This is a genomic window from Pseudomonas sp. AGC41 (assembly GCF_057334555.1).
The window spans coordinates 1-24,509 of sequence record NZ_JBHFJB010000146.1 but is presented as its reverse complement, the minus strand read 5'-3'; the positions used below and the strand labels follow the sequence as shown (position 1 = coordinate 24,509).

The window sequence follows — 24,509 nt, the reverse complement described above, 5'->3', positions numbered from 1 at the left end:
CCATTGGGGTCACTGAAAGATTGCCATCGCGAGCAGGCTCCCCCCCACATGGGTAAGGGGTTGTCTGTTACTGGGCTGCTGCCTGGGCGAAGACCGGCGGGGAGGCAGCCAGCTCGGCTGTACCGGCCACCGCGCCAATCACCAGGATCGCCGGGCTCTTGAGTTGAAACGCGACGGCATCGGTCTCCATCGAGGCCAGGTCGCTGCGGCAGTCACGTTGATGGGGCAGGGAAGCGTTTTCGATCATCGCTACCGGCGTGTCCGCTGCCAGTCCGCCCGCCAGCAGTTGCTCGCGAATCTCGCTCAGTTTCGCCACGCCCATGTACACCACCAGGGTCGTGCCACTTTGCGCCAGGGCTTGCCAGTTCAGGCTGCTGCCGTCCTGGGTGTGAGCCGTTACCAGGGTCACGCCCCGGGCAATCCCGCGCAGGGTCAGTGGGATATCGCACTGGGTCGCGCCCGCAAGACCGGCGGTGATGCCGTTGACCAGCTCCACCTCGACGCCGTGCTCGCGCAGCCACTGGGCTTCTTCACCGCCCCGGCCGAAGATGCACGGGTCGCCGCCTTTGAGGCGCACCACGCATTTGCCTTGGCGGGCATAACGCAACATCAGCCGGTGGATAAACGCCTGGGGAGTGGAGCGGCAGCCGCCGCGCTTGCCGACGGCAATGATGCGCGCACTGGGGCAGTGCTCCAGCACCGCGTCGTTGACCAGGTCGTCGATCAACACCACGTCGGCCTCGCCCAACGTGCGCACGGCTTTGAGGGTCAGCAATTCAGGGTCGCCAGGACCCGCACCTACCAGCCAGACTTTTGCGTTCATAGTGTTCTCCTCACGAGATCGCGGCGACCGGTTGCGCGGTGGCAACCAGCAGGCGCTTGATTTCCGGTACGCAGGAACCGCACTGCGTGCCGCAGCCGAGTTCTTTTTTCAGGCCCTGCAAATCCAGGCCGCGCTCGATGCCCGCGCAAACCGCACGCTGGCTGATATTCATGCAGTTGCACAGCGTTTTCCCGCCAGCCGTGGCGGCGCCGGTGTTACCCGGCGGTGCGCTCAAGGGGGCCAGCAGCCAGCGCCGCAACTGGTCGTCGGCGCGTCCTTCCAACCAGAGGTTTTGCAACCAATGCCGGGCCAGGGTTTCGCCGGCGAGGCGAATGGCGGTGATGCGGCTGTTTTCGATCCGTACCCGCTTGCCAATTGAGCGACGCGGGTCGTCATAGGCCAGGACCGGGCCTTCGATCAGCCCCAGCTGTTCGTCGATCGCCTGCAAAAGCTGCGGTTCGGGCGCCACGGCGCTGGCAGCGCGTATCAGCAACGCGGGACGGTCGCGGCCGGTCAGGCTCAGGCTGACGTAGGCAAACGCCTCACACAGCGGACGCAACGTCTTCAGATGCTGTTGAACATTGCCTTCAACCAGGGCGAACAGGTGCCAGGGCAGGTTCACCGGCTCCAGGCGTACGCCGCTGTGCTTGAGTTCCGGCTGTTTCGACAACGGGTCGAACGCCGGTTGAGTCAGGGTATTGACGCCGCCCTTGAGAAACCGGTCGCCCCAGTGCATGGGCAGGAAGGCTTGGCCGGGGCGCACGCTGTCGTCGCTGTCCACGGCCACGATCACGCTGCCGCGACGGCTCTTGAGGCTGACCAGGTCGCCGGCTTGCAGGCGATGGCGAAGCAGTTCGTCGGGATGCAGGCTGAGCACCGCTTCGTTCACATGGCCGAACAACTGCGCGGCGGTACCGGTACGGCTCATCCCGTGCCACTGATCGCGCAGCCGACCGGTGTTCAGCGTCAGCGGGTAGCGCGCGTCGCGCAATTCCTTGGCGGCGCGATAAGGGTCGGCCACGAATCGGGCGCGGCCGCTGTCAGTCGGGAAAATCCCGTCCCCGTACAAGCGCGCCGTTCCGACTGTGGCGCCCTCTGGGAAGGGCCATTGTTGAGGGCCGAGGCGGTCGATCACGGCATGGCTGATGCCGGACAAGTCCAGGTCGCGGCCACGGGTCAGTTGCTTGTATTCATCGAACAAGTGGGCCGGGGCTTCAAAGGCGAACAGGCTGGGCTGGCCGGGGCGCAGGCGTTTCTCCAGCCGTTGTGCGAAATCTACCGTGATCGCCCAGTCCGGCCGTGCTTCACCCGGTGCGTTTATTGCCCGGCGAACGTGGGAAATGCGTCGTTCGGAGTTGGTGACCGAGCCTTCTTTTTCGCCCCAACTGGCCGCCGGCAACAGCAGGTCGGCAAAGGCTGCGGTTTCGGTGGTCCGGAAGGCCTCTTGCAATACCACGAACGGGCAGGCTTGCAGGGCTTCGCGCACGGCGGCCTGGTCCGGCATCGACTGGGCCGGGTTGGTGCAGGCGATCCACAGGGCCTTGATCTTGCCGCTGCGAACCTGCTCGAACAATTCGATAGCGCTCAAGCCTGTGGTGCTCGGCAATTGCTCGACGCCCCAGTAGCTGGCGACCTCGGCGCGATGTTCCGGATTGCCGGCTTCGCGATGGCCCGGCAGCAGGTTGGACAGGCTGCCGGTTTCCCGGCCGCCCATGGCGTTGGGCTGGCCGGTCAGCGAGAACGGTCCTGCGCCCGGTCGGCCGATCTGTCCGGTGGCCAGGTGCAGGTTGATCAACGCGCTGTTTTTAGCGCTGCCCGCGGTGGACTGGTTCAAGCCCATGCACCACAACGAGAGGAAACTTGGCGAGGTACCCACCCACTCGGCGCATTGGTGCAGTTGCTCGACGCTGATCCCGCACAGCTGGGCGACCATGGCGGGCGTGTAGTCGCGCACCAGGTTCTTCAGGTCCGCGAGGCCTTCGGTGTGGGCCTTGATGAAGCTGCGGTCGACCCAGTCTTCCCACAGCAGCAAGTGCAAAATCCCATGGAACAAGGCGACATCGGTGCCAGGCAGGATCGCCAGGTGCAGGTCCGCCAGGTCGCAGGTGTCGGTGCGCCGGGGGTCGATGACGATGACTTTCATCTGCGGCCGGCGGGATTTGGCTTCTTCGAGGCGTCGGAACAGGATGGGATGGGCGTAGGCCATGTTACTGCCGACGATCATCACGCAATCGCTCAGTTCCAAGTCCTCATAGCTGCACGGTGGCGCGTCGGCGCCCAGGCTGCGCTTGTAGCCCACCACGGCAGAGGACATGCACAGCCGCGAATTGCTGTCGATGTTGTTGGTGCCGACCAGCGCCCGGGCGAGTTTGTTGAAGGCGTAGTAATCCTCGGTCAGCAGTTGGCCGGAGATGTAGAAAGCCACGCTGTCCGGTCCGTGCTCGGCAATCGTGTCGGCGAAGACGCTGGCGGCATGGTCCAGGGCGCTGTCCCAATCGGTACGGCCACGAGCCAGGCCCTTGCCCAGCCGCAGTTCGGGATAGAGGGCGCGCGCGGCGAGATCGCCGGTCAAGTGCAGGGTCGAGCCCTTGCTGCACAGTTTGCCGAAGTTGGCCGGATGGGTGGGATCGCCACTGACGCCGAGAATGCGCTCGCCGTCATGTTCGATCAGCACGCCGCAACCGACCCCGCAATAACAGCAGGTCGAGGCAGTCGTCTGGCGGCTCATCAGCTTGCGTCCCGCAGGGCCAGCATCACCCGGCCGTTCTCGACGCGGGCCGAATGATGATGGGCGCAGCCCACATCGGGCGCCTGGGCCTGGCCGGTTTCCAGGTCGATCTGCCAGTTGTGCAGCGGGCAGGCCACGCGCTTGCCGTAGATCAGGCCTTGGGACAGCGGGCCGCCCTTGTGTGGGCATCGGTCGTCGAGTGCGAATACTTCATTGTCGCTGGTGCGAAAAATCGCGATATCGCCTTTCGGCCCGTTGATGATGCGTGAGCCCAGGGCATTGATGTCTTCCAGCGCGCAGATATCCAGCCAGTTCATGCCAGTACCTCCAGGTCCTTCACGGGGATGACCTCGAACTCTTTTTTCAGCTGCGGTTGTTCCAGCCGTTGCTTCCAGGGGTCCTGCTCCAGCGACAGGGAAAACTTCAGGCGCTCGTGCAGGGCCTTGCGCCGCTCCGGGTCTTCCAGCACGGCTTTCTTGATGTGGTCCATGCCGACACGCTGCATGTAGTGCACGGTGCGTTCGAGGTAGAAGGCTTCTTCGCGGTACAGCTGCAGGAAGGCGCCGTTGTATTCGCGCACTTCTTCGGCGGTCTTGAGCTTGACGAAGAACTCGGCGACCTCGGTCTTGATCCCGCCGTTGCCACCGATGTACATCTCCCAGCCGGAATCGACGCCGATGATGCCGACGTCCTTGATGCCCGCTTCCGAGCAGTTGCGTGGGCACCCGGAGACCGCCAGCTTCACCTTGTGCGGCGACCACATGTTGAACAGGTCGTGTTCCAGCTCGATGCCCAGTTGGGTGGAGTTCTGCGTGCCGAATCGGCAGAACTCGCTGCCCACGCAGGTCTTCACGGTGCGAATGGATTTGCCATAGGCGTGGCCGGACGGCATGTCGAGGTCTTTCCAGACGCCGGGCAGGTCCTGCTTCCTGATGCCCAGCAGGTCGATACGCTGGCCGCCGGTGACCTTGACCATGGGCACGTTGTATTTGTCTGCCACGTCGGCAATGCGCCGCAACTCGGATGGGTTGGTCACGCCGCCCCACATCCGCGGGACCACCGAGTAGGTGCCGTCTTTCTGGATATTAGCGTGGGCGCGTTCGTTGATCAGGCGCGACTGCGGATCATCCTGGGCTTCGCCGGGCCAGGTGGAAATCAGGTAGTAGTTCAACGCCGGGCGGCAGGTGGCGCAGCCGTTCGGCGAGCGCCAGTTCAAGTAACCCATGGTTCCGGCGATGGTCAGCAGGTGCTGGTCGCGGATCGCCTGGCGGATCTGCCCATGGTTGAGGTCGCTGCAACCGCAGATGGCTTTTTCGCTTTTTGGCTTGACGTCCGCCGCGCCGCCGACGGTGTTGATCAGGATCTGCTCCACCAGGCCGGCGCAAGAGCCGCAGGAACTGGCGGCCTTGGTGTGTTTTTTCACGTCATCGACGCTGAACAGGCCGTGTTCCTGGATCGCCTTGACGATGGTGCCCTTGCACACGCCATTGCAGCCGCAGACTTCGGCGGTGTCGGCCATGCTCATGGCTTTGTCCTGGCCTTGATGGCCAACGTCGCCCAAGGCGTTTTCACCGAACATGAGGTGATCGCGGATCTCACTGATGGCGTGGTTCTCACGGATCTGGCGGAAATACCAACCACCGTCTGCGGTATCGCCGTACAGGCACGCGCCGACCAGCACGTCATCCTTGATGACGAGCTTCTTGTAGACGCCGCCAATCGGATCGGAAAGGGTGATGGTCTCGGTGCCTTCGCCGCCCATGAAGTCGCCGGCGGAAAACAGGTCGATACCGGTGACTTTCAACTTGGTCGACGTCACCGAGCCTTTGTAGGTGGCGAAGCCCAGCTGCGCGAGGTGGTTGGCGCAGACTTTGGCCTGTTCGAACAACGGCGCCACCAGGCCGTAGGCGGTGCCGCGATGGTTGGCGCACTCGCCGATGGCGTATACGCGTGGGTCGTAGGTTTGCATCGTGTCGTTGACCAGAATGCCGCGGTTGCACGGAATGCCGGATTTTTCCGCCAGTTCGGTACTGGGCCGGATACCGGCAGCCATCACCACCAGGTCGGCGGGAATGATGTCGCCGTTCTTGAACTGGACCGAGCCGACCCGGCCGTTGCCGGCGTCGTGCAAGGCCTGGGTCTGCTCGCTGAGGCGGAATTTCAGGCCACGATTTTCCAGGGCGGTCTGCAGCAGTTGGCCGCTGGTCTTGTCCAGTTGGCGTTCCAGCAGCCATTCGCCGATGTGCACCACGGTCACGTCCATGCCGCGCAGTTTCAAGCCATTGGCGGCTTCCAGGCCGAGCAGGCCGCCACCGATGACCACCGCGTGTTTGTGGGTCTTGGCCGTATTGATCATGGCCTGCGTGTCGGCGATGTCGCGGTAGCCGATCACGCCATCCAGAGTGTTGCCCGGGATCGGCAGGATGAACGGCGTCGAGCCGGTGGCGATGAGCAGGCGGTCGTACTCGGCTTCGCTACCGTCTTCGGCGATGACCCGGCGCTTGACCCGGTCAATCTCCACCACTTTGCGGTTGAGCAGTAGCTTGATGTTGTTGTCCAGGTACCAGCTCAGGTCGTTGAGCACGATTTCTTCGAATGTCTGTTCCCCGGCCAGCACGGGCGAGAGCAGGATGCGGTTGTAGTTGGTGTGGGGCTCGGCGCCGAAGACCGTGATGTCGTAGAGCTCGTTGCTCAGTTTGAGCAGTTCCTCGAGGGTGCGAACCCCGGCCATGCCGTTGCCGATCATTACCAGTTTGAGTTTTTTCATCAGGGGTCTCCGCAAGCCCAGACCGGTCTCGTCACGTTTCATCACGGCGGTCGGGCTGGCTCGGCAATTTTTTCGAAAACAAAAAAAGGCGTCTCGCTAGCAAACTAGCGAGGACGCCTTTGTCCTGGTCCCGTTCTCTCGGGAAGCACCGCCTTCATCGTTGGAGGCGTTGCTTTATGTATGGTGGAAGAGGTTATGCAGTGGTTGTGCCAAGTGGCGCGAGGGCTTGCATTTATTGGAGGAGAAGGGGATTGGCCGGGTTGCGGGGGGATTTATTGCACCGAATCAAAGCGTGTTGCCCGGTAATGGAGCGTCAGCCTTGGCACATGTAGCGGCTGTTACACCGCTTTCGCGAGCAGGCTCGCTCCCACAGGAGACCGCGATCAACCTGTGGGAGCGAGCCTGCTCGCGAAGGGGGCAACTGGGTTTCAGTTATGAAATACCAAAAACAGCAGCACGATGTTGACCACCAACGACACCAGCGCCAACGTCCGCCAGACCTTCAGCGGCTCCCGCTCAAGCAATGGCCGGGGCCTTACGCTCAAGCTTCGCCGCTCGCCCTGTTCCAGCTGCAACAGCCATTCTTCAGCCGTTTCAAAGCGCTGCGCAGGGTCTGCCGCCACGGCGCGTTCCAGGCTCTGCCCGAGCCATTCGGGCAGGTCCGGTCGATAACGATTGGCGCTCACGGGTACACCAAAGCGCGGGCGCTGAAAGGCTTCGATTTCGCCGTAGGGATAGTGCCCGGTCAGCAGGAAATACACGGTCACGCCGACCGCATACAAATCCTGTTGCGCCGTCGGCGCGGCGCCGCCGAAGGCTTCCGGCGCAATGTAGCTGGGGGTGCCAGGCAAGACGTTGGCCTGGTCTTCGGACAAACCGGGGCAGTACGCCAGGCCAAAATCCAGCAAGCGCAACTCCCCATCGTCGCCCTGGTGCAGGTTTTCCGGCTTGATGTCGCGGTGGTAGATCTGCCTTCGATGCAACAGGCCCACCGCGCGCACCAGTCGCTGCGCCAACTCCAGCCATTGAGCCAGGGGCAACGGACCACTTTGGTTGACCAGCTCGGCCAGGGTCACGCCCGGATATTCACGCATCACGTAGTACAGGTGTTGGCGCTGGGGAACGCCATGCACCTCCGGAAACTGCCGACCCGCGACCCGCTTGAGAAACCATTCCTCCGACAACAGCGCCTGGCCGGCGCGGGTGTCGTCCCGTAGCTGCACGGGCAAGGTTTTCAATAGCCAGGGTTGGCCCTGACCATCGTGTACCCGGTAAAGCAACGATTGCTGGCTCTGGCCGAGCAGGCTTTCGATCCGCCAGCCTTCGAACACCTGGCCCGCCTTCAGTGCCGGGGGCAGCGGCCACTGTTGCAGTTGGATCAGCGCGTCGCCGATGCTCGCTTCGCCCACCGCATCGACCCGCACCAACAGCGCGCTGGCGTTGTCCTGGCTACCGGCCAGGTGCGCGGCGTTGACCAGTGTCTGCGCCGCGCGATCCAGGTCTGGCTGGTCGCGCAGGATGCCGGCAATGGCTGTGTCCCCCAGTACCGCCCAGACGCCGTCGCTGAGCAGCACGAAGGTTTCATCTTCACGCAGCTCACCGTCGAGGAAGTCGAGGATCAAATGCTGATCCAGCCCCAAGGCACGCTTGAGCACATGTTGCATGCCCTGTTGTTCCCAGACGTGATCTTCGCTGACCCGTTGCAAATGGTCGGCGTGCCACCGGTAGACCCGGCAATCGCCGACGTGCGCCAGGGTGAAGCGCCGGCCCCGCAGGACCAGGGCGCTGACCGTGGTCAGCAGCGGTTGGCCGCCGCCGTTGGCTTGCAGCCAGCGATTCTGTGCCAGCAGCAGCCGGTCCAGCGCCTGGGCCACGCCCCAGGTCTGCGGCGTGGAATAGTAATCCAGGGCGAGTGCCTGCAAGGTCGAACGCGCGGCCAACCCGCCATCGGCGCATTGGCTCACGCCGTCGGCGATGGCGAACAGGTAGCCCTTGCTGGCGGCCAGGGCCGGGGCGGGGGTGACCAGGCGCAGGGCGTCCTGGTTTTCCTCTCGGGGACCCGTGGCGCTGGCTTCGGCAAAACTCAATTGCAGGCTCATGGTTGCAGGTTATACCCGAGCCGCGGTAACGGCCGCCGAACCCCAGGTGGTCCTCCAGCGGCGCTTGACCCCGTGCAGGCCGAACCAGGCCAGGACACCGAGGCTGGCGAACAACCACAGCGCCAGCTGGTAGCTGCCGGTGCTCTGCTTGATCGCGCCCATGCCCGCCGCCAGGGCGAAGCCGCCGATGCCGCCGGCCATGCCGATCAGCCCGGTCATCACGCCGATCTCGCGACGGAAACGTTGTGGCACCAGTTGGAACACCGCGCCGTTGCCCGCACCCAGGCCGAGCATGGTGCAGACGAACAGGGCCAGCGCCGCGTAGGAACTCGGCAGGTTGAAGCCGACCGCGGCGATGCAGACAGCCGCCACGGTGTACATGCCCAGCAAGGTGCGGATGCCGCCGAAGCGATCTGCCAGCGCACCACCCAGTGGGCGCATCAGGCTGCCACCGAAGACGCAGGCTGCGGTGTAGTAACCTGCGGTCACCGGGCTCAGGCCATATTGGTCGTTGAAGTAGCCGGGCAGCGCGCTGGCCAGGCCGATGAAGCCGCCGAAGGTCACGCTGTAGAAGAACATGAACCACCAGCTGTCGCGATCACCGAGGGCCTTGAGGTAGTCAGCCATGGACTTGGCCTTGGGCCGCTCCGGGGCGTTCTTGGCCAGCCAGGCGAACAGGACCAGGGTGATCACCAGCGGGATCACCGCGAAGCCGAACACGTTGGTCCAGCCGAAGGCCACCGCCATCACCGGGGCGATCAACGCGGCAAGCACGGTGCCCGAGTTACCGGCACCGGCGATGCCCATGGCCTTGCCTTGGTGCTGTGGTGGATACCACTGGGACGCCAGCGGCAGGGCCACGGCGAACGAAGCGCCAGCCACGCCCAGAAACAGGCCCAGCAGCAAGGCTTGTTCGTAGCTGTGGATGCCCAGCTTCCAGGCGCAGAACAGCGCGCCGATCACGATCACCTGGCCGACCATGCCGGCGGTCTTCGGTGAAATGCGGTCGGCCAGCAGGCCCATGAACAGGCGCAGCACGGCGCCGGCGAGGATCGGTGTTGCGACCATCAGGCCGCGCTGTTGAGTGGTCAGGTGCAGGTCGGCGGAGATCTGCACCGCGAGTGGGCCGAGCAGGTACCAGACCATGAAGCTCAGGTCGAAATAGAGGAAGGCCGCGAACAGTGTCGGGGTGTGGCCGGATTTCCAGAAGCTTGAATTCATCGCGCACCTCAGCTGTAAAAGTCTCGAGAAATGAGTCAGTGCTTTGAGCAGTGCGCCGCCTGTGGTCGCACCACCGGCCCCGCGGGGCCAAAACAAAAAAACGCCGCAACCCGGATCGCCAGAGAGGCGAGGAGGGTGTGCGACGTCTTTGTCGTAGGTGGGGCAACCGCCGTTGGTTACCTGTGGGGTTGCTTAAGCGAGATCTGTGCCAACCTGCGAGGTTCGGGGGAGGCCTTCGCGAGCAGGCTCGCTCCCACAGGTGATTGGTGGGTTCGCGATGTTGCGTGCACCCTGGAGTTCATGTGGGAGCGAGCTTGCTCGCGATGACGGTGGGGCAGTCGACAGTGATGCTGGATACAAAATCGCTATCGCGAGCAAGCTCGCTCCCACAATGGATCAGAGGTGTTCTCCGGACCTGTGGGAGCGAGCCTGCTCGCGAAGGAGTCTGGCCAGGCACTACAAGGCCTTCAGCCGAGCAACTCGTTCATGGCAATGATCTGCTCCGCCACCTGGATCAGCTTCTGCTGGCGGCTCATGGCCTGGCGGCGCATCAGGGTGTAGGCCTGTTCTTCGTTGCAGTCCTTCATCTTCATCAGCATGCCCTTGGCCAGTTCGATGCGCTTGCGTTCGGCCAGTTGCTGGTCCCGGGCCAGGAGCTGCGCGCGCAGGGCCTGGTCGCTTTCGAAGCGGGCCATGGCCACGTCGAGGATCGGTTGCAGGCGTGCGGAATGGATGCCTTCGACGATATAGGCACTGACGCCAGACTTGATCGCCTGCCGCATCACATCCGGGTCGTGCTCGTCGGTAAACATGACGATCGGTCGCGGTTGGTCACGACTGACCAGCACCACTTGCTCCATGACGTCACGCCCGGGTGACTCGGTATCGATCAGGATCACGTCCGGACGCACCGTTTCGACGCGCGCCGGCAGGTCGATGGTCAGGCCGGATTCGTCGATCACTTCGAAGCCGGCTTCAATCAGGGCCGCCTTGAGGCGCCCGACTTTTTTCGCGGTGTCGTTGATCAGCAGGATACGCAGCATGGTCGTGGCTCCTGTCAGCGACTGGCGAGAAGGGCAGCCGCATCGCTCAAGGCGTGCAGTTTGAAGCTGCGGGCGTACCCGGCCGGGTCCGAGCCGTCCCAGGTGGTGCCGTCGATCAGTTGGCTGCTGCGCATGTCCTGGCTTGGGGACGCAATGTCCAGCGCCCCACAGGCTTCACGGTACAGCGTGAGTTGCTGGACGTCCCGGGCCACGGCCAGGTAATCCGGATCTTCGCGCAGCAAGCCCCAGCGCCGGAACTGAGTCATGAACCACATGCCGTCGGACAGGTACGGCAGGTTCACCTCGCCGTCGCCATGGAAGCGCATCGCGTGGGGATCCTGCCAGCTGTTGCCCAAGCCGTCGGCATAGATGCCCAGCAGGCGCGGCTCGATGCAGTCCAGCGGGGCGTCAAGGTATTCCGGTGCACTCAATAGTTGCGCGGTGCTGCGACGGTTTTCGCTGCTTTGTTCGATGAAGCGGCTGGCTTCGAGAATGGCCATCACCAACGCCCGGGCGGTATTGGGGTATTGCTCGACGAACGCACGGGTGCAGCCCAGGACTTTTTCGGGGTGGTCGGGCCAGATGGTCTGGGTGGTCGCCAGGGTAAAGCCAAGGTTCTGTTTCACCGCGCTGGCGCACCAGGGCTCGCCGACGCAGAACCCGTCGATGCGCCCGGCTTGCAGGTGCGCGATCATTTGCGGCGGCGGTACCACCACGCTGTCGACATCCGACAAGGGGTGGATGCCCTGGGCGGCGAGCCAGTAATAGAGCCACATGGCGTGGGTGCCGGTGGGGAAAGTCTGGGCGAAGGTCAGTTTCGGGCGAGTTTGGTGCACGTGCCGTTCCAGTGCTTCAGGACTGGTCACGCCTTGGGCCTGCAAGCCATGGGACAGGTTGATGCTCTGGCCGTTCTGGTTCAGCCCCATCAGCACCGCCATGTCGGTCGATGCGACCCCGCCAATACCCAGGTGCACCGCATAGACCAGGCCGTACAGGCTGTGGGCGGCGTCGATTTCACCGCTGACCAGCTTGTCCCGCAGGTTGGCCCAGGACGCCTGGCGCTTGAGATTCAGGGTCAAGCCGTAGGGTTGGGCGAAGCCCTGGGTGGCGGCCACCACCACCGGGGCACAGTCGCTCAAGGCCATGAAACCGAGGTTGACCGCGCTCTTTTCCGGGGCATCGCTGCCGTTGACCCAGGCCAGGGGATTGGCTGGAACTTCATTCATTGCGCTTCACCTTTGCACATAAAAAAGCGCCGTGTCCGAGCCAATTGCCAGAGCAGGGCCGCAGACGCCTTTAATCAATCTGGCACTCATTTGGCCGTCGGCATGGGCGCCGATGAACAGTAATGGTGCAAGGCATATGCCAGCCGAGCCCTCATCAGCTTTCCATCAAGATTCCAGGCGTCGCGTCTTTCATCCTGTCGGTCCTTCCAACGCCACGTAGCAAAGGGGACGGTATGCAGGACACAACAAATTGCACCACGGCAGAACCTGATCTGGGCGATCGCGTGCTGCACCTGCGCGTGACCCGGGCCCCGGTTCAACTGAGCACTGCGCGGTCGGGCCGCAACCACTGTCTACCCGTTGGTTGGGAGGGGCTGGTGGTACAGAACGATTCGCAGCGCTTGAGTGCCGGCGAGCTGCACGTCACGCCGGTTTGCGAAGCGACGCTGGTCAAGCTGCAAGCGTTCCTGGATATGAGCGATGCCTTGGTGGATGCCGGGCAGAGGCTGGACGCCTTGCCGTGGGCCCTGCTGCCGGTGACGGGCGAAATCGTCCGTTCGCCCCAACGGCTCGAACGCTGGTACATCGGGCAAGCGATGGACGGCACGCCTGCTTATCACGCGTTCGCCCGCTTGTTGCGTTATCACGAGAGCTACGGGCTCGTTCGTTTTCTATTGGAACAAGGCACCCGCAGTGAAAAACTGACCACCCTGGCGCAGCGTTACGGCGTGTCGGTCTCGCATTTTCGTCGGCTCTGCCACCAGGCCTTGGGCAGCGCAGCCAAACCGGCGTTGCGCGGCTGGCGCACGGCCCAGGCGCTGTTGAACATGAGTCTTCGGGACGGCTCGCTGACCGACGTCGCGCTGGAGTTCGGTTTCGCCTCGTCGTCCCACTTCTCCAAGGAAATCCGCGAGCTGGTGGGTTTTGCGCCCAGTAGCCTGGCGGATATCACCTACCTGCCAGGCAAGTGAGCCGATGCCCCCTCGTTTGTTATCGCCGGTTCTGTTTTGTCTCTGTTTGAGTGGCGCGTGGCTGTTCGCACCCGTTGCCGTGGCGGCCAATGTCTATACTTTCGAGGCCCGCGAACAGAGCGCGCGCACGTTTTTCAGCGAGCTGTCCGGGTCCTTGGGCAAACCGGTGATCGTCAGCAAGGCCGCGGCGGCCAAGCGCATTGGTGGTTCGTTCGACCTGCGCACGCCGCAACGCACGTTCGAGCGAGTCAGCGCACAGATGGGGTTGATCTGGTACAGCGATGGCCAGGCGATCTATTTGTATGACGCCGCGGAAATCAAGAGTTCGATGATGTCGTTGCAAACCCTGACCGTTGCCAAGCTCCAAGGGTTCCTCGGCCGTTCAGGCTTGCACGATGCGCGTTATCCGCTGCGTCACGACGGACTGCGGACGTTCCATGTGTCGGGCCCGCCGATGTATGTCGACCTGGTGGTGCAAGCGGCCGGGCTGATGGACAACCAGCGTTCGGAGCTGTTGCTGGGCAAGCAGCAAATTGGCGTCATCCATGTGCGCAACACCTTCGTCAGCGACCGCAAATACGAGCTGCGCGATGACAAGGTGACCATTCCCGGGCTGGCCACTGTGATCGAGGACCTGTTGCGCGGCGAGAAGCGGCAGGTCGAATCGTCGGTGGCCCAACCTTCCGCCCAGCAGCCACGAGGCTCGATGCCGATGTTTCCCCTCGAAGGCCTGGCGAACAGCTCTTCGGACCAGGACCCGACTGCACCGCGAATCATTGCGCGCGAGGTGGCCGCCGGCAACATTCGAGTGGTGGCCTATCCGGACACCAACAGCCTGCTGGTCAAGGGGCTGCCGGAGCAGGTGCGTTTCATCGAGAATCTGGTCAATGCCCTGGACACGCCGAAACGCCACGTCGAGTTGTCGCTGTGGATCATCGACCTGCACAAGGACGAACTCAATCAGTTGGGCATCAACTGGCAGGGCGCGGTGAAATCAGGCGGGCAGTTCAGCGCCTCGCTCAACGCCGGCTCGGCCACCACCCTCGACGGTGCTTCGTTCGTGACCCAGGTCATGGCGCTGGAGCGTACCCAGCGGGCCAACGTGGTCTCGCGCCCGGTCATCCTGACCCAAGAGAACGTGCCGGCGATTTTCGACAACAACCGCACGTTCTACGCGCCGCTGGTAGGCGAGCGCAGCGTCGATCTGCAGCACGTGACCTACGGCACGCTGGTCAGTGTCCTGCCGCGTTTCGCCCAGGCGGACGAGATCGAGATGTCGCTCAATATCGAGGACGGCAACGAGGTGGAGAATCCCAACCAGGGCCAGCAACAGGGGGCTTTGCCGACGGTCGGCCGTACACGGATCAGCACCGTGGCGCGGGTGCCCCAGGGCAAGAGCCTGTTGGTCGGCGGATTCACCCGCGATGACCACGGCGAGCAGATCGGACGCATACCGGTGCTGGGTTCGATTCCCTGGATCGGCAGGTTGTTCAGCTATCGCCAGAGCCGCTCGGCGAACACTGTTCGGGTGTTCCTTATCCAGCCCAAGGAGATCGTCGATGCCCTTGAGCCGGCCACGGTGGAGCACGCCGGACAAGTGCTGAGCCCGGAGCTGCACGAACGGGTGCGCCGAATGTACTTCCGGATGTCGGAGAAATGATCCTGACCCCGATATCCCCCGGCGGGCGGGCCGCCCAGGCGCGCTTGAATAGCGAGAAAGCCGCCGAGCAACGCCAGCCATCGGTCGACGTCGAGACTGGCGCGGACGACAGCGCAACGGCGGCCGTGGCCCAGCGCATCGTGCAGATCAGCGACGAGCTGTCGGCGGCGCTGACGCAGTTCCGTGGCCGGCGTTTGTTCGAACTCAAGTCCGAGACCCTGACCGACACCTTCGAACGCGTGCTGGAGGACGACACCGTGCCCAAGGCCCGGCAGGTGCTGAGCCTGGCGCGGCTGGCGGACAAACCCGTGGCCTGGTTGCTGCAAATGGCGCGCAGCCTGTTCCCCGATGACAGCGACCTGGCGCTGGTGTTGCGGGCGTTGTTGCGCCGCCGAAACCTGGAAAGCCGCACCCGCCAGCGCCTCGAAACACTCCTGCAGACGGTGGTCGCCCAAGGCTCGCCCAAGCGCCTGAACGCGGGGATCAACGCCGCGCTCAAGGCCAGGATGTTCGGCAAGAGCATGGCGGTCAGGGCCGGCCTGCTACGCGAGACCTATCGGGATTTTCTCGAGTCCGACGAAGGCCCGCTCGGCTGCTATCAGGACTGGATCGCCCTCTACGGCCCGGCACAACGCATGAATGTGCTGGCCTTTATCGAAGCCGCGCTGCTCACCGACATCAGCGCCCAGGACCCCAGTTGTTCGCGTGTCGAATTCGGCCAATTGCTGATGCGCGTGACCGACCTCAAGCGCTTGCGTTCGGCCGATGGGCTGTTCATCGGCGCCGTGCTTGGCGATGCGCTCATCTGTCGGCACAACCCCCATGAAGCCGACTGGCTGGTGTTCCTGTTCGGCGTGCTGAGCTACCCCGATGACCTCGACCAGCTGTTGCTCGGGGCCTTGGGCGAGCAGGTGTTGCTCAGTGCCCATCGCGAACGTTCGACGCTGCTGCAAATCCTGCGGCGGCTCAGCCTGCAACTGCCGCCGCCACTGTTTGCCGATGAAGAGGCGCCACAACGCCTGGCGATCCAGTTCACCCGCCTGGCCGACGTCGCCTATGCCCACGAATGCATCGAACAGCGCCAGTCCGGTGGTCAGCCATGATCGTGTCGCGGAGCCAGGCCTAATGTTCAATGTGTTCCTGCGCAGTGTCGGCGCTCGTCCGGAGCTGCTGATCCTCACCTTGATGGTGATGATCATCGCCATGCTGATCATCCCCCTGCCGACGGTGCTGGTGGATTTTCTCATCGGCCTGAACATCGTCATATCGCTGTTGGTGTTCATGGGCTCGTTCTACATCGAACGCATCCTCAGCTATTCGACGTTTCCGGCGCTGCTGCTGTTGACGACTCTGTTCCGCCTGGCGTTGTCGATCAGCACCAGCCGGCTGATTCTCAGCCAGGCCGATGCCGGCGAGATCATCGCGTCGTTCGGCGACTTCGTGATCGGCGAAAGCCTGGTGGTGGGTTTCGTGATTTTTTCCATTGTCACCATTGTCCAGTTCATCGTGATTACCAAAGGTTCGGAACGAGTCGCTGAAGTGGCGGCGCGCTTCTCCCTGGACGGCATGCCCGGCAAGCAGATGAGCATCGACGGCGACCTCAAGGCCGGCGCCATCGACGCGGCCCAGGCCCGGGAAAAACGCAGCGTGCTGGAGCGCGAAAGCCAGCTGTACGGTTCGTTCGACGGGGCGATGAAATTCATCAAGGGCGATGCCATCGCCGGCATCATCATTATTTTCGTCAACTTCATCGGCGGCATGGCCATCGGCATGGGGCAATTGGGCATGGACCTGTCCACGGCCTTGTCCACCTACACGCTGTTGACCATCGGCGATGGCCTGGTCGCGCAGATCCCCGCGCTGCTGATCGCCATCGGCGCCGGCTTCATCGTCACCCGCGTCAACGGCGACGACAGCAACCTGGGGCGCAACATGCTCACCCAGATGCTTGGCAACCCGTTCGTCCTGGGCGTCACCGCGTTGCTGGCGGTGGGCGTGGGCCTGTTGCCCGGTTTTCCATTGCTGACGTTTCTCTCGATTGCCAGTGTGCTGGGGTTGGTGGTGTTTGTGCGCCATCGCCGCGCCTCGCGCCAGGCCGGCCCGGGCGACAGCCGTAGCGAACCTGCCGAGCCGGGCGCGGCGCAGGGTGAGTCGGGATTGCTCGATGACGTCGACAACGTTGCCACCGAAACCATCGCCCTGATGCTGCTGGTACCCACGGCCCGCCTGCAAGCGTTGGAGAAGGAACGGTGGGCGGCGCGCTTTCGCAGCCAGTTCTTCGTCGATTACGGGCTGCGCATTCCCGAGCCTCGGCTACGGGCCAGCGAGGCGCTGCCGACCCATCAAGTGGCAGTGCTGATCAATGAAGTGCGCGCCGAGCAGTTCGATATTCACTTCGATCACTGGCGCCTGCTGGATTATTCGCCGGAGCTGGAGCCGTTGGGTTTTGCCCTGGTGCGCGGTAACGACAGCAATCGCCTCGGTGGCGTCTGGGTCACCGCCGCCGACCGCGAGCGGGTGCAGCAGTTGGGTTACCACCTGCGGCCTGCCGACGAAGAATGTTATCGCTGCCTGGTCACGTTGCTGGCGCGCAACATCCAGGAGTTTTTCGGCGTGCAGGAAACCAAGCAGTTGCTCGATGAAATGGAAGCGCGCTACCCCGACCTGCTCAAGGAAGTCTATCGCCACGTCACGGTGCAGAAGATTGCCGAGGTGCTGCAACGCTTGATCGGCGAGCGCATCTCCGTGCGCAACATGAAGCTGATCCTCGAAACCCTCGCCCATTGGGCCTCCCGGGAAAAGGATGTGCTGGCGCTGGTCGAGCATGTGCGCGGCGCCATGGCTCGCTACATCAGCAACAAGTTTGCCCAGGGCAACGACCTGCGCGTGCTGCTGTTGTCGGCGGAGTTCGAAGACGTGGTGCGTCGGGGCATCCGGCAAACCTCGGGCGGCAGCTTCCTCAACCTGGAACCGGCGGAATCGGAAGAACTGATGGACCGCCTCAGTGTCGGCCTGGACAGCGTGCACATCGCCCACAAGGACATGGTGCTGCTGTGTTCGGTCGATGTACGGCGCTACATCAAGAAACTGGTCGAGGGCCGTTTCCGTGAGCTGGACGTGATGTCGTTCGGCGAAGTCTCCGAGACGGTCTCGGTCAATGTCATCAAGACGCTTTAAGGAAATTTCTGCAGATGTTACCGATGGATATCGCCGGCCTATTACGCGAAGCGCTACGACACAGCGGTTGCGTGGACAGCCAGATTGGGCATTTCGACAGCCACAGCACGATAGAAATGCAGATGCAAAATCTGCCGGACATCAGCGTGGCTGAGGTGGAAGGTGATGTATGGGTCTGGGCGGCGGTCGCCGAAGCGACGCCCCAGTTATTGAATCATTGTGCTTTTGACCTGATGCAGTTCCTGCTCGAAGGCAACCCGTTTTCCCGTACCGGGCAATTGCACTTGTGCGAGGTCGAGGGGCGGCTGGAGTTGCGGTTGATGGCCAGTGCCTATGCCTTGAACGATGCCAAACACTTGGCCCAAGCGCTGGATTCCTTCGTGCAGGCCACTGAAACGCTGTTGGACATCCTGCGTCGATGAGCCTGCGCCTGGAACGGCTCGCGGCCCATCCCTTGCGTTTGAGCGGTCCATTGATCGAAGCGGCGCTGCGGGAGGTGGTGGTCGGCGAAATCTGTGAGGTGCGCCGGCATTGGCGCTCGCCCCAGGTGGTTGCCCGGGCGCAGGTCATCGGCTTCAAGCCCGGCGCGGTGCTGCTCAGTTTGCTGGGCGAGGCGAAAGGCTTGTCCCGGGAGTCGATGATCGTGCCCACCGGCGCGACCCTGCAACTGACCTGCAGTGACGCCTTGCTCGGCAGTGTGGTTGATCCCCAGGGCGTGATTGTCGAGCGCCTGGCGCCGTCGACAGCGGTGGCCCAGCGCGACTGTGCGGTGGATGCCGACCCACCGTCGTACCAGCAGCGGCGTCCGGTGGCGGAGCCCCTGCGCACCGGCATTCGCGTCATCGACGGCTTGCTGACCTGCGGCGTCGGCCAGCGCATCGGCATTTTTGCCGCGGCCGGTTCCGGTAAGACCACCTTGATCAACATGCTGATCGAACACACCGACGCGGAGGTTTTTGTCATTGGCCTGATTGGCGAACGCGGGCGTGAAGTGACTGAATTCATAGAGCATCTGCGCCAGTCGCCCAAGCATTCCCGTTGTGTGGTGGTGTACGCCACGTCGGATTTTTCCTCGGTGGATCGCTGCAACTCGGCACTGCAAGCCACCACCATCGCCGAGTACTTTCGCGACCAGGGCCGGCGCGTGGTGCTGTTGCTGGATTCGTTGACGCGCTACGCCCGTGCCCGTCGTGACCTGGCCCTGGCCGCCGGTGAAGCACCAGCGCGGCGCGGTTATCCGGCCTCGGTGTTCGACGCCTTGCCGCGTCTGCTGGAACGTCCGGGTGTGACCGCGTCGGGCAGCATCACCGCCTGGTACACGGTGCTGCTGGAAAGTGACGACGAGCCGGACCCGATTGCCGAGGAGATTCGCTCCATCCTCGATGGCCACATCTACCTCAGCCGGGCCTTGGCCGCCAAGGGGCACTACCCGGCCATTGATGTCTTGCGCAGCGTCAGCCGGGTGGCGACGCAAGTCACCTCGCCAGAAGTTCGGCAACTGGCGGCCGCGACCCGGGACACCCTGGCGCGGATTGAACAACTTCAGGTGTTTCTCGACATGGGCGAATACAGCCCCGGCGTGGACGCCACCAATGACCACGCGCTGCAACGTCGCGAGGCCCTCGGCCAATGGCTGCGCCAGTCGACGGAGCAACGTAGCGAACCGGATGAAACCCTGCGGAGCCTGCATGAAATCATTGCTTGATCGACGACGTCTGCTGGCCTTCAGTCAGTTCCGTCGGCAACGCGGCGAACAGGCGGTGTTGCGTGTCCAGCGGCAATTGCAGCCATTGTTGCAGGAGCAGTCCGGCTTCGAGGAACAAGAGGCGGCGCTGCAACGGTTGTTGATCAGTCATCGGGCGAATGACTGCGTGCTGGATCACGGCCAGTTGTTGGCGCTGTTGCGAACCCAGGCGGTCATTCGTCGGCGCATCGATCTGTTGCGTGTCGAGCGTGACCGCGTGGACCAGCAATGTCGGCAGGTCCAGCAGCAATTGCAGGTGCAGCGTGAGCAGTTGCGTGGGCTGCAACGTAAACACGACACGTATGAGCGCTCCGTCCAGCAACTGTTGCGTGTGCAGCGGTTAGAGGCGGTGCGCCGGGAAGAGCGGGAGCTGGAAGAGATGATTGGGGTACGACGATGAATCAGGTCCTTGCGGTTCCCACCCGAGCGGTCCAGGCACTGGAGCCCGTCGACGAAGGTTCGTTGGATCAATGGCTGGATCCACTTGTCCCGGTGCAAGAGGATGACTTGCCGCAAGGCGTATTGGACCTGATGGCGTCGCTGATCCTGCCGCCTCAGCGACCCATGATCGAAGCCGCCCGGGCGCTGGCCCGACAGGCGCTGAGTGTCGGTCAGCAAGTGCTGGCGGTGCAGGGCGATGAGGCACGGTCGGTTGTCCAGGGTACGCTGGCGGTCGAGCCCGATGGAAAACCCTTGATCGCCCGGGAAACCGTGGCTTATCCACCGCTTCATCCGCAGCTCGAAAAATTGGCGCAACACCCATTGTCGCAACGCCTGCCGCCTTTGGCTTCTGTCGTCGACAAGGCCACGACGCCGGTGCCGATCGCGCCGTTAACGGTCGAGCCTATCACTGCGCCTCGTGCCCGCCCGGCATCCCGTCTCGATGAACAGCCGTCGCCTCACATTCCGCAGGGCTTCCAAGACGTGCGCCCAACGCCAGCCGTTGCGCTTGCGGCCATCCCTTCACCGGTGCTCCCGCCCGCGCCGCCGATGCTTGAGGTCATGGTCGAGGCGCTGCCGGACACGAACCGGGGTGTGCTGCAAGTACCGTTCAACAAAGGGGCGGCCAATGGGCAGGTAACGATTACTCGGCTGCCCGATGAGCCCGCTCGCAACTTCATGCTCAACCCCAGCAACGCCCAAGTGCTTGAGCAACTCAAGGCGCCTTTCGAGCTGGCTCGTGAGCCGGCCTGGCGGTTGGCCGACAGTGGCGACGAGCAGCCGCGCCAGGGTTCGCAGCAGACGCCGGACGAAGACCCGGACGAACAGGCTGAGCGTCCGGTATGAGCGCCTTGCAGCTACGACGGATCGAGCCGTTGGCGCACGCCCAGGCGCAGGCGATTCAACGCTGGCGGCGCGCCGGTCATGAGGCGGGTTTGGGCCAGGTGCCAGGGGAGTGCGGTTATTTGCGTTTTTGCGCCCAGGGCGACGGCGGCGACTGGCAAGGGCTGATCGCGGCCCATGATTGGTCGAATCGAGCGCTGCCATCGTTGCAGTCGTTGCTGAAAGTGGAAACACCGTTGATGAACATCCTCGAATTGTTTCGCGCAGTACCGCGTCCTTTGTCGCTGGAAATAGACGAGCTGCAATACCAGGCGCTGGGCGACATCACGTGCGTCGCCCCGGGGCGATTGCCCAGCCGCGAGCTGCCCTGGCTCGAAACCTCTCGGGGGCGCGTGTGGTTCCTGCAACTTGCGCCGACACCCGCTGCCAGCGAGCGCGTGGGCGTTGGCGCATGGCTGGACGCATTGCCGTTGCGCCTGGAGCTGATCCTCGGCGTCAGCCACCTGAACCTTGCCAGCCGCAGACGCTTGGGTGAGGGCGATGTCCTGCGCGTCGTCCAGCGTACTCAGCGGTGCTGTCTGGCCGACCATTACCTTGGCAGTTTCACCTTTACCCAAGAGGGCTTAGCGATGCAATCGACCGTGGCCGATGCCAACCCGGATAACCCGCCAGACGCCGACGCGGCTATCGACCTGGGGGCACTCCCGGTGCGCCTGGAGTTCCTGCTCGCCAGCCATCAAACCGACCTGGCCACGCTGTCGCGCATCATCGACGGACAACTGATCCCGTTGGCCGAGGACGCGGCGCGGCATATCGAGGTGCGCGCCAACGGCAAGCCGGTGGCCCGGGGAGAACTGGTGCAGTTGGACGGCCAGTTGGGTGTCGAATTGCTCAAGGTCTATTGGACCAGTCTCGATGAATGACGTTTCGCTGATCGCGCTACTGGCGTTCGCTTCGCTGCTGCCGTTCCTGGTGGCGGCGGGCACTTGCTACCTCAAGTTCTCCATCGTCTTCGTCATTGTGCGCAACGCGTTGGGCCTGCAGCAGGTGCCGTCGAACATGGCACTCAATGCGATTGCCCTGATGCTGGCGATCTTCGTCATGACGCCCGTCATGAAGCAGGGCCATGACTACTACAAGACCGAAGCGGTGGCCTTTACCGACATCGCATCGGTGGTGGATTTCGCCGAGAACGGCCTGGGCAGCTACAAGGATTACCTGCGCAAATACACCGACCCGGAGTTGGCGCAGTTTTTCGAACGAGCCCAGGCACTCCAGGATGAGAACGACCCAGGCCTGCCCGCCGATGAAGAGGTTGAGCCCTCGCTGTTTTCGCTGCTGCCGGCCTATGCGCTGAGTGAAATCAAAAGCGCCTTCAAGATCGGTTTCTATCTGTACCTGCCCTTCGTGATCGTCGACCTGGTGATCTCCAGTATCCTGCTGGCGCTGGGCATGATGATGATGAGCCCGGTGATCATTTCCGTGCCGATCAAACTGGTGTTGTTTGTTGCCCTGGACGGCTGGGCGCTGCTGTCGACCGGGCTGGTCAAGCAATACCTGACCTTGCTGGTCTAGGTGCACCGATGAACGATCTGGTCTATGCCGGCAACAAAACCCTTTACCTGATCCTGCTGATGGTGGCCTGGCCAATCATCGTCGCCACGGTGGTGGGCCTGGTGGTCGGGTTGATCCAGACCGTGACCCAGCTGCAGGAACAGACGCTGCCGTTCGGTTTCAAGCTTTTGGCGGTGGCGGCGTGCCTGTTCCTGCTTTCGGGCTGGTACGGCGAAACCTTGCTGGATTTCAGCCGTGAAGTCATTCGACTGGCGTTGAGTTAGGCCGATGTCGTTGACGTTGTTCTTCGAGTTGTACGCCTGGTTCGCTGCGGCGGTGTTGGGCGTGGCGCGCCTGGCGCCGATTTTTTTCATGTTGCCGTTTCTCAACAGCGGCGTGCTGACCGGTGCCGGGCGTCAGGCGGTGATAGTACTGGTGGCGCTGGGCTTCTGGCGTTACGTCGGCGTGCCCACGCCCGCCCTCGACAGCCTGGCGTTCTTCGGCCTGTTGCTGAGCGAGGCGGGTATCGGCGTGCTTCTGGGTGTATTGCTGTGTTGGCCGTTCTGGGTGTTGCACGCCATGGGCAACCTCATCGACAACCAGCGCGGGGCCATGCTCAGCAGCACGGTGGACCCGGCCAACGGGGTCGATACTTCGGAGCTGGCGAATTTTCTCCAGCTGTTTGCGGCAGCAGTGTATCTCGAAGGCGGCGGGATGCTGTTGATGCTCGAAACCGTCGGCCACAGTTATCGCCTTTGCGCGCCGGCAAGCGGTTGTGAGTTGCACCTGCCCGCGCTCTATTCATTGCTCGACGCGCTGGTGAGCAAGACGCTGGTCATCAGTGCACCGGTGGTGGCGACCTTGCTGGTCAGCGAGGCGTTGCTCGGCTTGCTCTCGCGCTATGCGCCGCAAATGAATGCGTTCGCCGTGTCGCTGACGGTCAAGAGCCTGGTGGCGTTGGTGGTGTTGATGTTGTATTTCGGCGTGCATCTGCCGGACGAGGTTCTGCGCATGGGCGGGATGTCCGACGGGCTGTCGCAGTACCTGGACGGCGGGGAGGGCGGGCATGTCATCCAGCGCCTCGAAGACTGAAAAACCCACCGCCAAACGCCTCAGGGATGCCGCGCGCAAAGGGCAGACGTTCAAGGCCAAGGACCTGGTCGTCACCTGCCTGACCCTGTGTGGCATCGCCTACATGGTGTTCAACAGCTCGTTGCTCGACGTCATGGAAGTCTACCGACGCATCATCGCCAGCGATTTTGACATCGAGCTGCAAGCCTATTCGGCGATGCTGGTGCTGGTCGGCCTCAAGGCGTTGTTGCCGTTGTTGCTGGTGTGCGTGCTGACCAGTGCCTTGCCGGCCTTGCTGCAAAGCGGGTTTGCCTTGGCCAGTGAAGCCTTGAAGCTGAACCTGGGGGCGTTGAACCCGATCAATGGCTTCAAGAAACTGTTCAGTCTGCGCACCGTCAAGGACACCTTCAAGGCGCTGCTTTACCTGGGCAGTTTCGCCATGGCGCTGTGGATCGTCTGGATCACCCAGCGCCAACTGTTGTTCGCCCAACTGTTCGCCCAGGCGCCGGACCTGTTCGCGATCTGGGGACATTTACTGCTGGTGCTGGTGCTGGCCTTTCTCGCCTGCGTCCTGCTGATCGTCGTGCTCGATGCCCTCAGCGAATATTGGTTGTTCATGAAAGACCAGATGATGGACAAGGATTCGGTCAAGCGCGAACACAAGGAGCAGGACGGCAACCCGCAGATCAAGGGCCGTCGTCGCGACTTGCACATGGAGCTGTTGTCGGAACAGGTCAAATCCGATGTGCGCAGCTCGCGGATGATCATCGCCAACCCGATCCACATTGCCATCGGCGTGTATTTCCGTCCGGAAATCACCTTGTTGCCATTTATCTCCCTGATGGAAACCAACCAGCGCGCCCTGGCGGTTCGGGCGTACGCCAAGGAAGTGGGCGTGCCGGTGATTAACGACGTTGCATTGGCTCGGCGGATCTTCAAGACCCACCAGCGCTACAGCTTTCTCCAGGTGCAGGAAATCGAGGAGGTGCTGCGGTTGCTGATCTGGCTTGAGCAGGTCGAGCAGGCGTGAGGCCAAGCACAACCCTTGTGGCGAGGGAGCTTGCTCCCGCTGGGGCGCGAAGCGGTCCCAAAGTCTGGCGGCGCGGTGCTTCAGAAGGAATGAGTGGCTTGTTGAAGGGGG

Annotated in this window: 21 protein-coding genes; 13 read left to right on the top strand and 8 right to left on the bottom strand. The window is 63.1% G+C overall.

Features of this window, described 5'->3' with window-relative positions; translation table 11 throughout:
* Positions 1-67 precede the first annotated feature (67 nt).
* The 8 genes from cobA to ACE04F_RS23460 form a co-directional block, all read right to left on the bottom strand.
* Positions 68-823, bottom strand: a complete 756-nt coding sequence (gene cobA / locus ACE04F_RS23495; RefSeq protein WP_486110124.1) for a uroporphyrinogen-III C-methyltransferase — start codon at positions 821-823, stop codon at positions 68-70.
* 10 nt (positions 824-833) lie between these two features.
* A complete protein-coding gene (locus ACE04F_RS23490) occupies positions 834-3,551 on the bottom strand; it encodes a nitrate reductase (protein WP_486110123.1) in 2,718 nt (905 codons plus the stop codon).
* Entirely contained in the window at positions 3,551-3,868 is a 318-nt protein-coding gene (gene nirD / locus ACE04F_RS23485) for a nitrite reductase small subunit NirD (RefSeq protein ID WP_434629546.1), read from the bottom strand. Before nirD ends, ACE04F_RS23490 begins: the two co-directional genes overlap by 1 nt.
* Positions 3,865-6,318 carry a nitrite reductase large subunit NirB gene (gene nirB / locus ACE04F_RS23480; protein ID WP_486110122.1) on the bottom strand — a complete coding sequence of 818 codons (2,454 nt, stop codon included), beginning with the start codon at positions 6,316-6,318 and terminating at the stop codon, positions 3,865-3,867. The genes nirD and nirB overlap by 4 nt, the downstream gene beginning before the upstream one ends.
* A gap of 428 nt (positions 6,319-6,746) precedes the next feature.
* Positions 6,747-8,417 carry a bifunctional protein-serine/threonine kinase/phosphatase gene (locus ACE04F_RS23475; protein WP_486110121.1) on the bottom strand — a complete coding sequence of 557 codons (1,671 nt, stop codon included), beginning with the start codon at positions 8,415-8,417 and terminating at the stop codon, positions 6,747-6,749.
* 9 nt (positions 8,418-8,426) lie between these two features.
* On the bottom strand, positions 8,427-9,638 hold the full coding sequence (locus ACE04F_RS23470; protein ID WP_305499861.1) for a nitrate/nitrite transporter: 1,212 nt from the start codon (positions 9,636-9,638) through the stop codon (positions 8,427-8,429).
* A 467-nt stretch (positions 9,639-10,105) separates the two neighbouring features.
* A complete protein-coding gene (locus tag ACE04F_RS23465; protein WP_486110120.1) occupies positions 10,106-10,681 on the bottom strand; it encodes an ANTAR domain-containing response regulator in 576 nt (191 codons plus the stop codon).
* Positions 10,682-10,695: 14 nt separating this feature from the next.
* Entirely contained in the window at positions 10,696-11,907 is a 1,212-nt protein-coding gene (locus ACE04F_RS23460) for a CmpA/NrtA family ABC transporter substrate-binding protein (RefSeq protein WP_486110119.1), read from the bottom strand.
* 233 nt (positions 11,908-12,140) lie between these two features.
* Between ACE04F_RS23460 and ACE04F_RS23455 the strand changes: the two genes are divergently transcribed.
* The 13 genes from ACE04F_RS23455 to ACE04F_RS23395 are packed head-to-tail and all read left to right on the top strand — an operon-like array spanning position 12,141 to position 24,398.
* The gene (locus tag ACE04F_RS23455; protein WP_486110118.1) at positions 12,141-12,878 is read left to right on the top strand and encodes a helix-turn-helix domain-containing protein; all 738 of its coding nucleotides are present in this window, start codon (positions 12,141-12,143) and stop codon (positions 12,876-12,878) included.
* A gap of 4 nt (positions 12,879-12,882) precedes the next feature.
* Positions 12,883-14,538, top strand: coding sequence for a type III secretion system outer membrane ring subunit SctC (gene sctC, locus ACE04F_RS23450; protein WP_486110117.1), 1,656 nt, complete (start codon positions 12,883-12,885; stop codon positions 14,536-14,538).
* Positions 14,535-15,641 carry a type III secretion system gatekeeper subunit SctW gene (sctW, locus tag ACE04F_RS23445; RefSeq protein WP_486110116.1) on the top strand — a complete coding sequence of 369 codons (1,107 nt, stop codon included), beginning with the start codon at positions 14,535-14,537 and terminating at the stop codon, positions 15,639-15,641. The genes sctC and sctW overlap by 4 nt, the downstream gene beginning before the upstream one ends.
* A gap of 22 nt (positions 15,642-15,663) precedes the next feature.
* Positions 15,664-17,715 (top strand): EscV/YscV/HrcV family type III secretion system export apparatus protein, encoded by a 2,052-nt coding sequence (locus ACE04F_RS23440; protein WP_486110115.1) that lies wholly within the window; start codon positions 15,664-15,666, stop codon positions 17,713-17,715.
* Between the two features lie 14 nt (positions 17,716-17,729).
* On the top strand, positions 17,730-18,137 hold the full coding sequence (locus tag ACE04F_RS23435; protein ID WP_486110114.1) for an InvB/SpaK family type III secretion system chaperone: 408 nt from the start codon (positions 17,730-17,732) through the stop codon (positions 18,135-18,137).
* A complete protein-coding gene (gene sctN, locus ACE04F_RS23430; protein ID WP_486110113.1) occupies positions 18,134-19,420 on the top strand; it encodes a type III secretion system ATPase SctN in 1,287 nt (428 codons plus the stop codon). The genes ACE04F_RS23435 and sctN overlap by 4 nt, the downstream gene beginning before the upstream one ends.
* The gene (locus ACE04F_RS23425; RefSeq protein ID WP_486110112.1) at positions 19,404-19,859 is read left to right on the top strand and encodes a type III secretion protein; all 456 of its coding nucleotides are present in this window, start codon (positions 19,404-19,406) and stop codon (positions 19,857-19,859) included. Before sctN ends, ACE04F_RS23425 begins: the two co-directional genes overlap by 17 nt.
* Positions 19,856-20,746: a SpaN/EivJ family type III secretion system needle length determinant gene (locus ACE04F_RS23420; RefSeq protein WP_486110111.1), complete on the top strand. Its 891-nt coding sequence runs from the start codon at positions 19,856-19,858 to the stop codon at positions 20,744-20,746. Before ACE04F_RS23425 ends, ACE04F_RS23420 begins: the two co-directional genes overlap by 4 nt.
* Positions 20,743-21,666 carry a FliM/FliN family flagellar motor switch protein gene (locus ACE04F_RS23415; RefSeq protein WP_486110110.1) on the top strand — a complete coding sequence of 308 codons (924 nt, stop codon included), beginning with the start codon at positions 20,743-20,745 and terminating at the stop codon, positions 21,664-21,666. Before ACE04F_RS23420 ends, ACE04F_RS23415 begins: the two co-directional genes overlap by 4 nt.
* The gene (locus ACE04F_RS23410; protein ID WP_486110109.1) at positions 21,659-22,318 is read left to right on the top strand and encodes an EscR/YscR/HrcR family type III secretion system export apparatus protein; all 660 of its coding nucleotides are present in this window, start codon (positions 21,659-21,661) and stop codon (positions 22,316-22,318) included. Before ACE04F_RS23415 ends, ACE04F_RS23410 begins: the two co-directional genes overlap by 8 nt.
* An 8-nt stretch (positions 22,319-22,326) precedes the next feature.
* Complete coding sequence (locus ACE04F_RS23405; protein ID WP_014337351.1) at positions 22,327-22,581, top strand: EscS/YscS/HrcS family type III secretion system export apparatus protein; 255 nt, start codon at positions 22,327-22,329, stop codon at positions 22,579-22,581.
* A gap of 4 nt (positions 22,582-22,585) precedes the next feature.
* On the top strand, positions 22,586-23,389 hold the full coding sequence (gene sctT, locus ACE04F_RS23400; protein WP_486110108.1) for a type III secretion system export apparatus subunit SctT: 804 nt from the start codon (positions 22,586-22,588) through the stop codon (positions 23,387-23,389).
* Positions 23,364-24,398 carry an EscU/YscU/HrcU family type III secretion system export apparatus switch protein gene (locus ACE04F_RS23395; protein WP_486110107.1) on the top strand — a complete coding sequence of 345 codons (1,035 nt, stop codon included), beginning with the start codon at positions 23,364-23,366 and terminating at the stop codon, positions 24,396-24,398. Before sctT ends, ACE04F_RS23395 begins: the two co-directional genes overlap by 26 nt.
* Positions 24,399-24,509: the final 111 nt, after the last annotated feature.

What these genes read in the sequence shown, in the direction of transcription:
- sctN (WP_486110113.1), top strand. Translation starts at nt 18,134, where the DNA reads ATGAGCCTGCGCCTGGAACGGCTCGCGGCCCATCCCTTGCGTTTGAGC.
- ACE04F_RS23490 (WP_486110123.1), bottom strand. Translation starts at nt 3,551, where the DNA reads ATGAGCCGCCAGACGACTGCCTCGACCTGCTGTTATTGCGGGGTCGGT.
- nirB (WP_486110122.1), bottom strand. Translation starts at nt 6,318, where the DNA reads ATGAAAAAACTCAAACTGGTAATGATCGGCAACGGCATGGCCGGGGTT.
- cobA (WP_486110124.1), bottom strand. Translation starts at nt 823, where the DNA reads ATGAACGCAAAAGTCTGGCTGGTAGGTGCGGGTCCTGGCGACCCTGAA.
- ACE04F_RS23460 (WP_486110119.1), bottom strand. Translation starts at nt 11,907, where the DNA reads ATGAATGAAGTTCCAGCCAATCCCCTGGCCTGGGTCAACGGCAGCGAT.
- ACE04F_RS23435 (WP_486110114.1), top strand. Translation starts at nt 17,730, where the DNA reads ATGTTACCGATGGATATCGCCGGCCTATTACGCGAAGCGCTACGACAC.
- nirD (WP_434629546.1), bottom strand. Translation starts at nt 3,868, where the DNA reads ATGAACTGGCTGGATATCTGCGCGCTGGAAGACATCAATGCCCTGGGC.
- ACE04F_RS23455 (WP_486110118.1), top strand. Translation starts at nt 12,141, where the DNA reads ATGCAGGACACAACAAATTGCACCACGGCAGAACCTGATCTGGGCGAT.
- sctT (WP_486110108.1), top strand. Translation starts at nt 22,586, where the DNA reads ATGTCGTTGACGTTGTTCTTCGAGTTGTACGCCTGGTTCGCTGCGGCG.
- ACE04F_RS23405 (WP_014337351.1), top strand. Translation starts at nt 22,327, where the DNA reads ATGAACGATCTGGTCTATGCCGGCAACAAAACCCTTTACCTGATCCTG.
- ACE04F_RS23415 (WP_486110110.1), top strand. Translation starts at nt 20,743, where the DNA reads ATGAGCGCCTTGCAGCTACGACGGATCGAGCCGTTGGCGCACGCCCAG.
- ACE04F_RS23475 (WP_486110121.1), bottom strand. Translation starts at nt 8,417, where the DNA reads ATGAGCCTGCAATTGAGTTTTGCCGAAGCCAGCGCCACGGGTCCCCGA.
- ACE04F_RS23420 (WP_486110111.1), top strand. Translation starts at nt 19,856, where the DNA reads ATGAATCAGGTCCTTGCGGTTCCCACCCGAGCGGTCCAGGCACTGGAG.
- ACE04F_RS23425 (WP_486110112.1), top strand. Translation starts at nt 19,404, where the DNA reads ATGAAATCATTGCTTGATCGACGACGTCTGCTGGCCTTCAGTCAGTTC.
- ACE04F_RS23465 (WP_486110120.1), bottom strand. Translation starts at nt 10,681, where the DNA reads ATGCTGCGTATCCTGCTGATCAACGACACCGCGAAAAAAGTCGGGCGC.
- ACE04F_RS23470 (WP_305499861.1), bottom strand. Translation starts at nt 9,638, where the DNA reads ATGAATTCAAGCTTCTGGAAATCCGGCCACACCCCGACACTGTTCGCG.
- sctW (WP_486110116.1), top strand. Translation starts at nt 14,535, where the DNA reads ATGATCCTGACCCCGATATCCCCCGGCGGGCGGGCCGCCCAGGCGCGC.
- ACE04F_RS23410 (WP_486110109.1), top strand. Translation starts at nt 21,659, where the DNA reads ATGAATGACGTTTCGCTGATCGCGCTACTGGCGTTCGCTTCGCTGCTG.
- ACE04F_RS23395 (WP_486110107.1), top strand. Translation starts at nt 23,364, where the DNA reads ATGTCATCCAGCGCCTCGAAGACTGAAAAACCCACCGCCAAACGCCTC.
- ACE04F_RS23440 (WP_486110115.1), top strand. Translation starts at nt 15,664, where the DNA reads ATGTTCAATGTGTTCCTGCGCAGTGTCGGCGCTCGTCCGGAGCTGCTG.
- sctC (WP_486110117.1), top strand. Translation starts at nt 12,883, where the DNA reads ATGCCCCCTCGTTTGTTATCGCCGGTTCTGTTTTGTCTCTGTTTGAGT.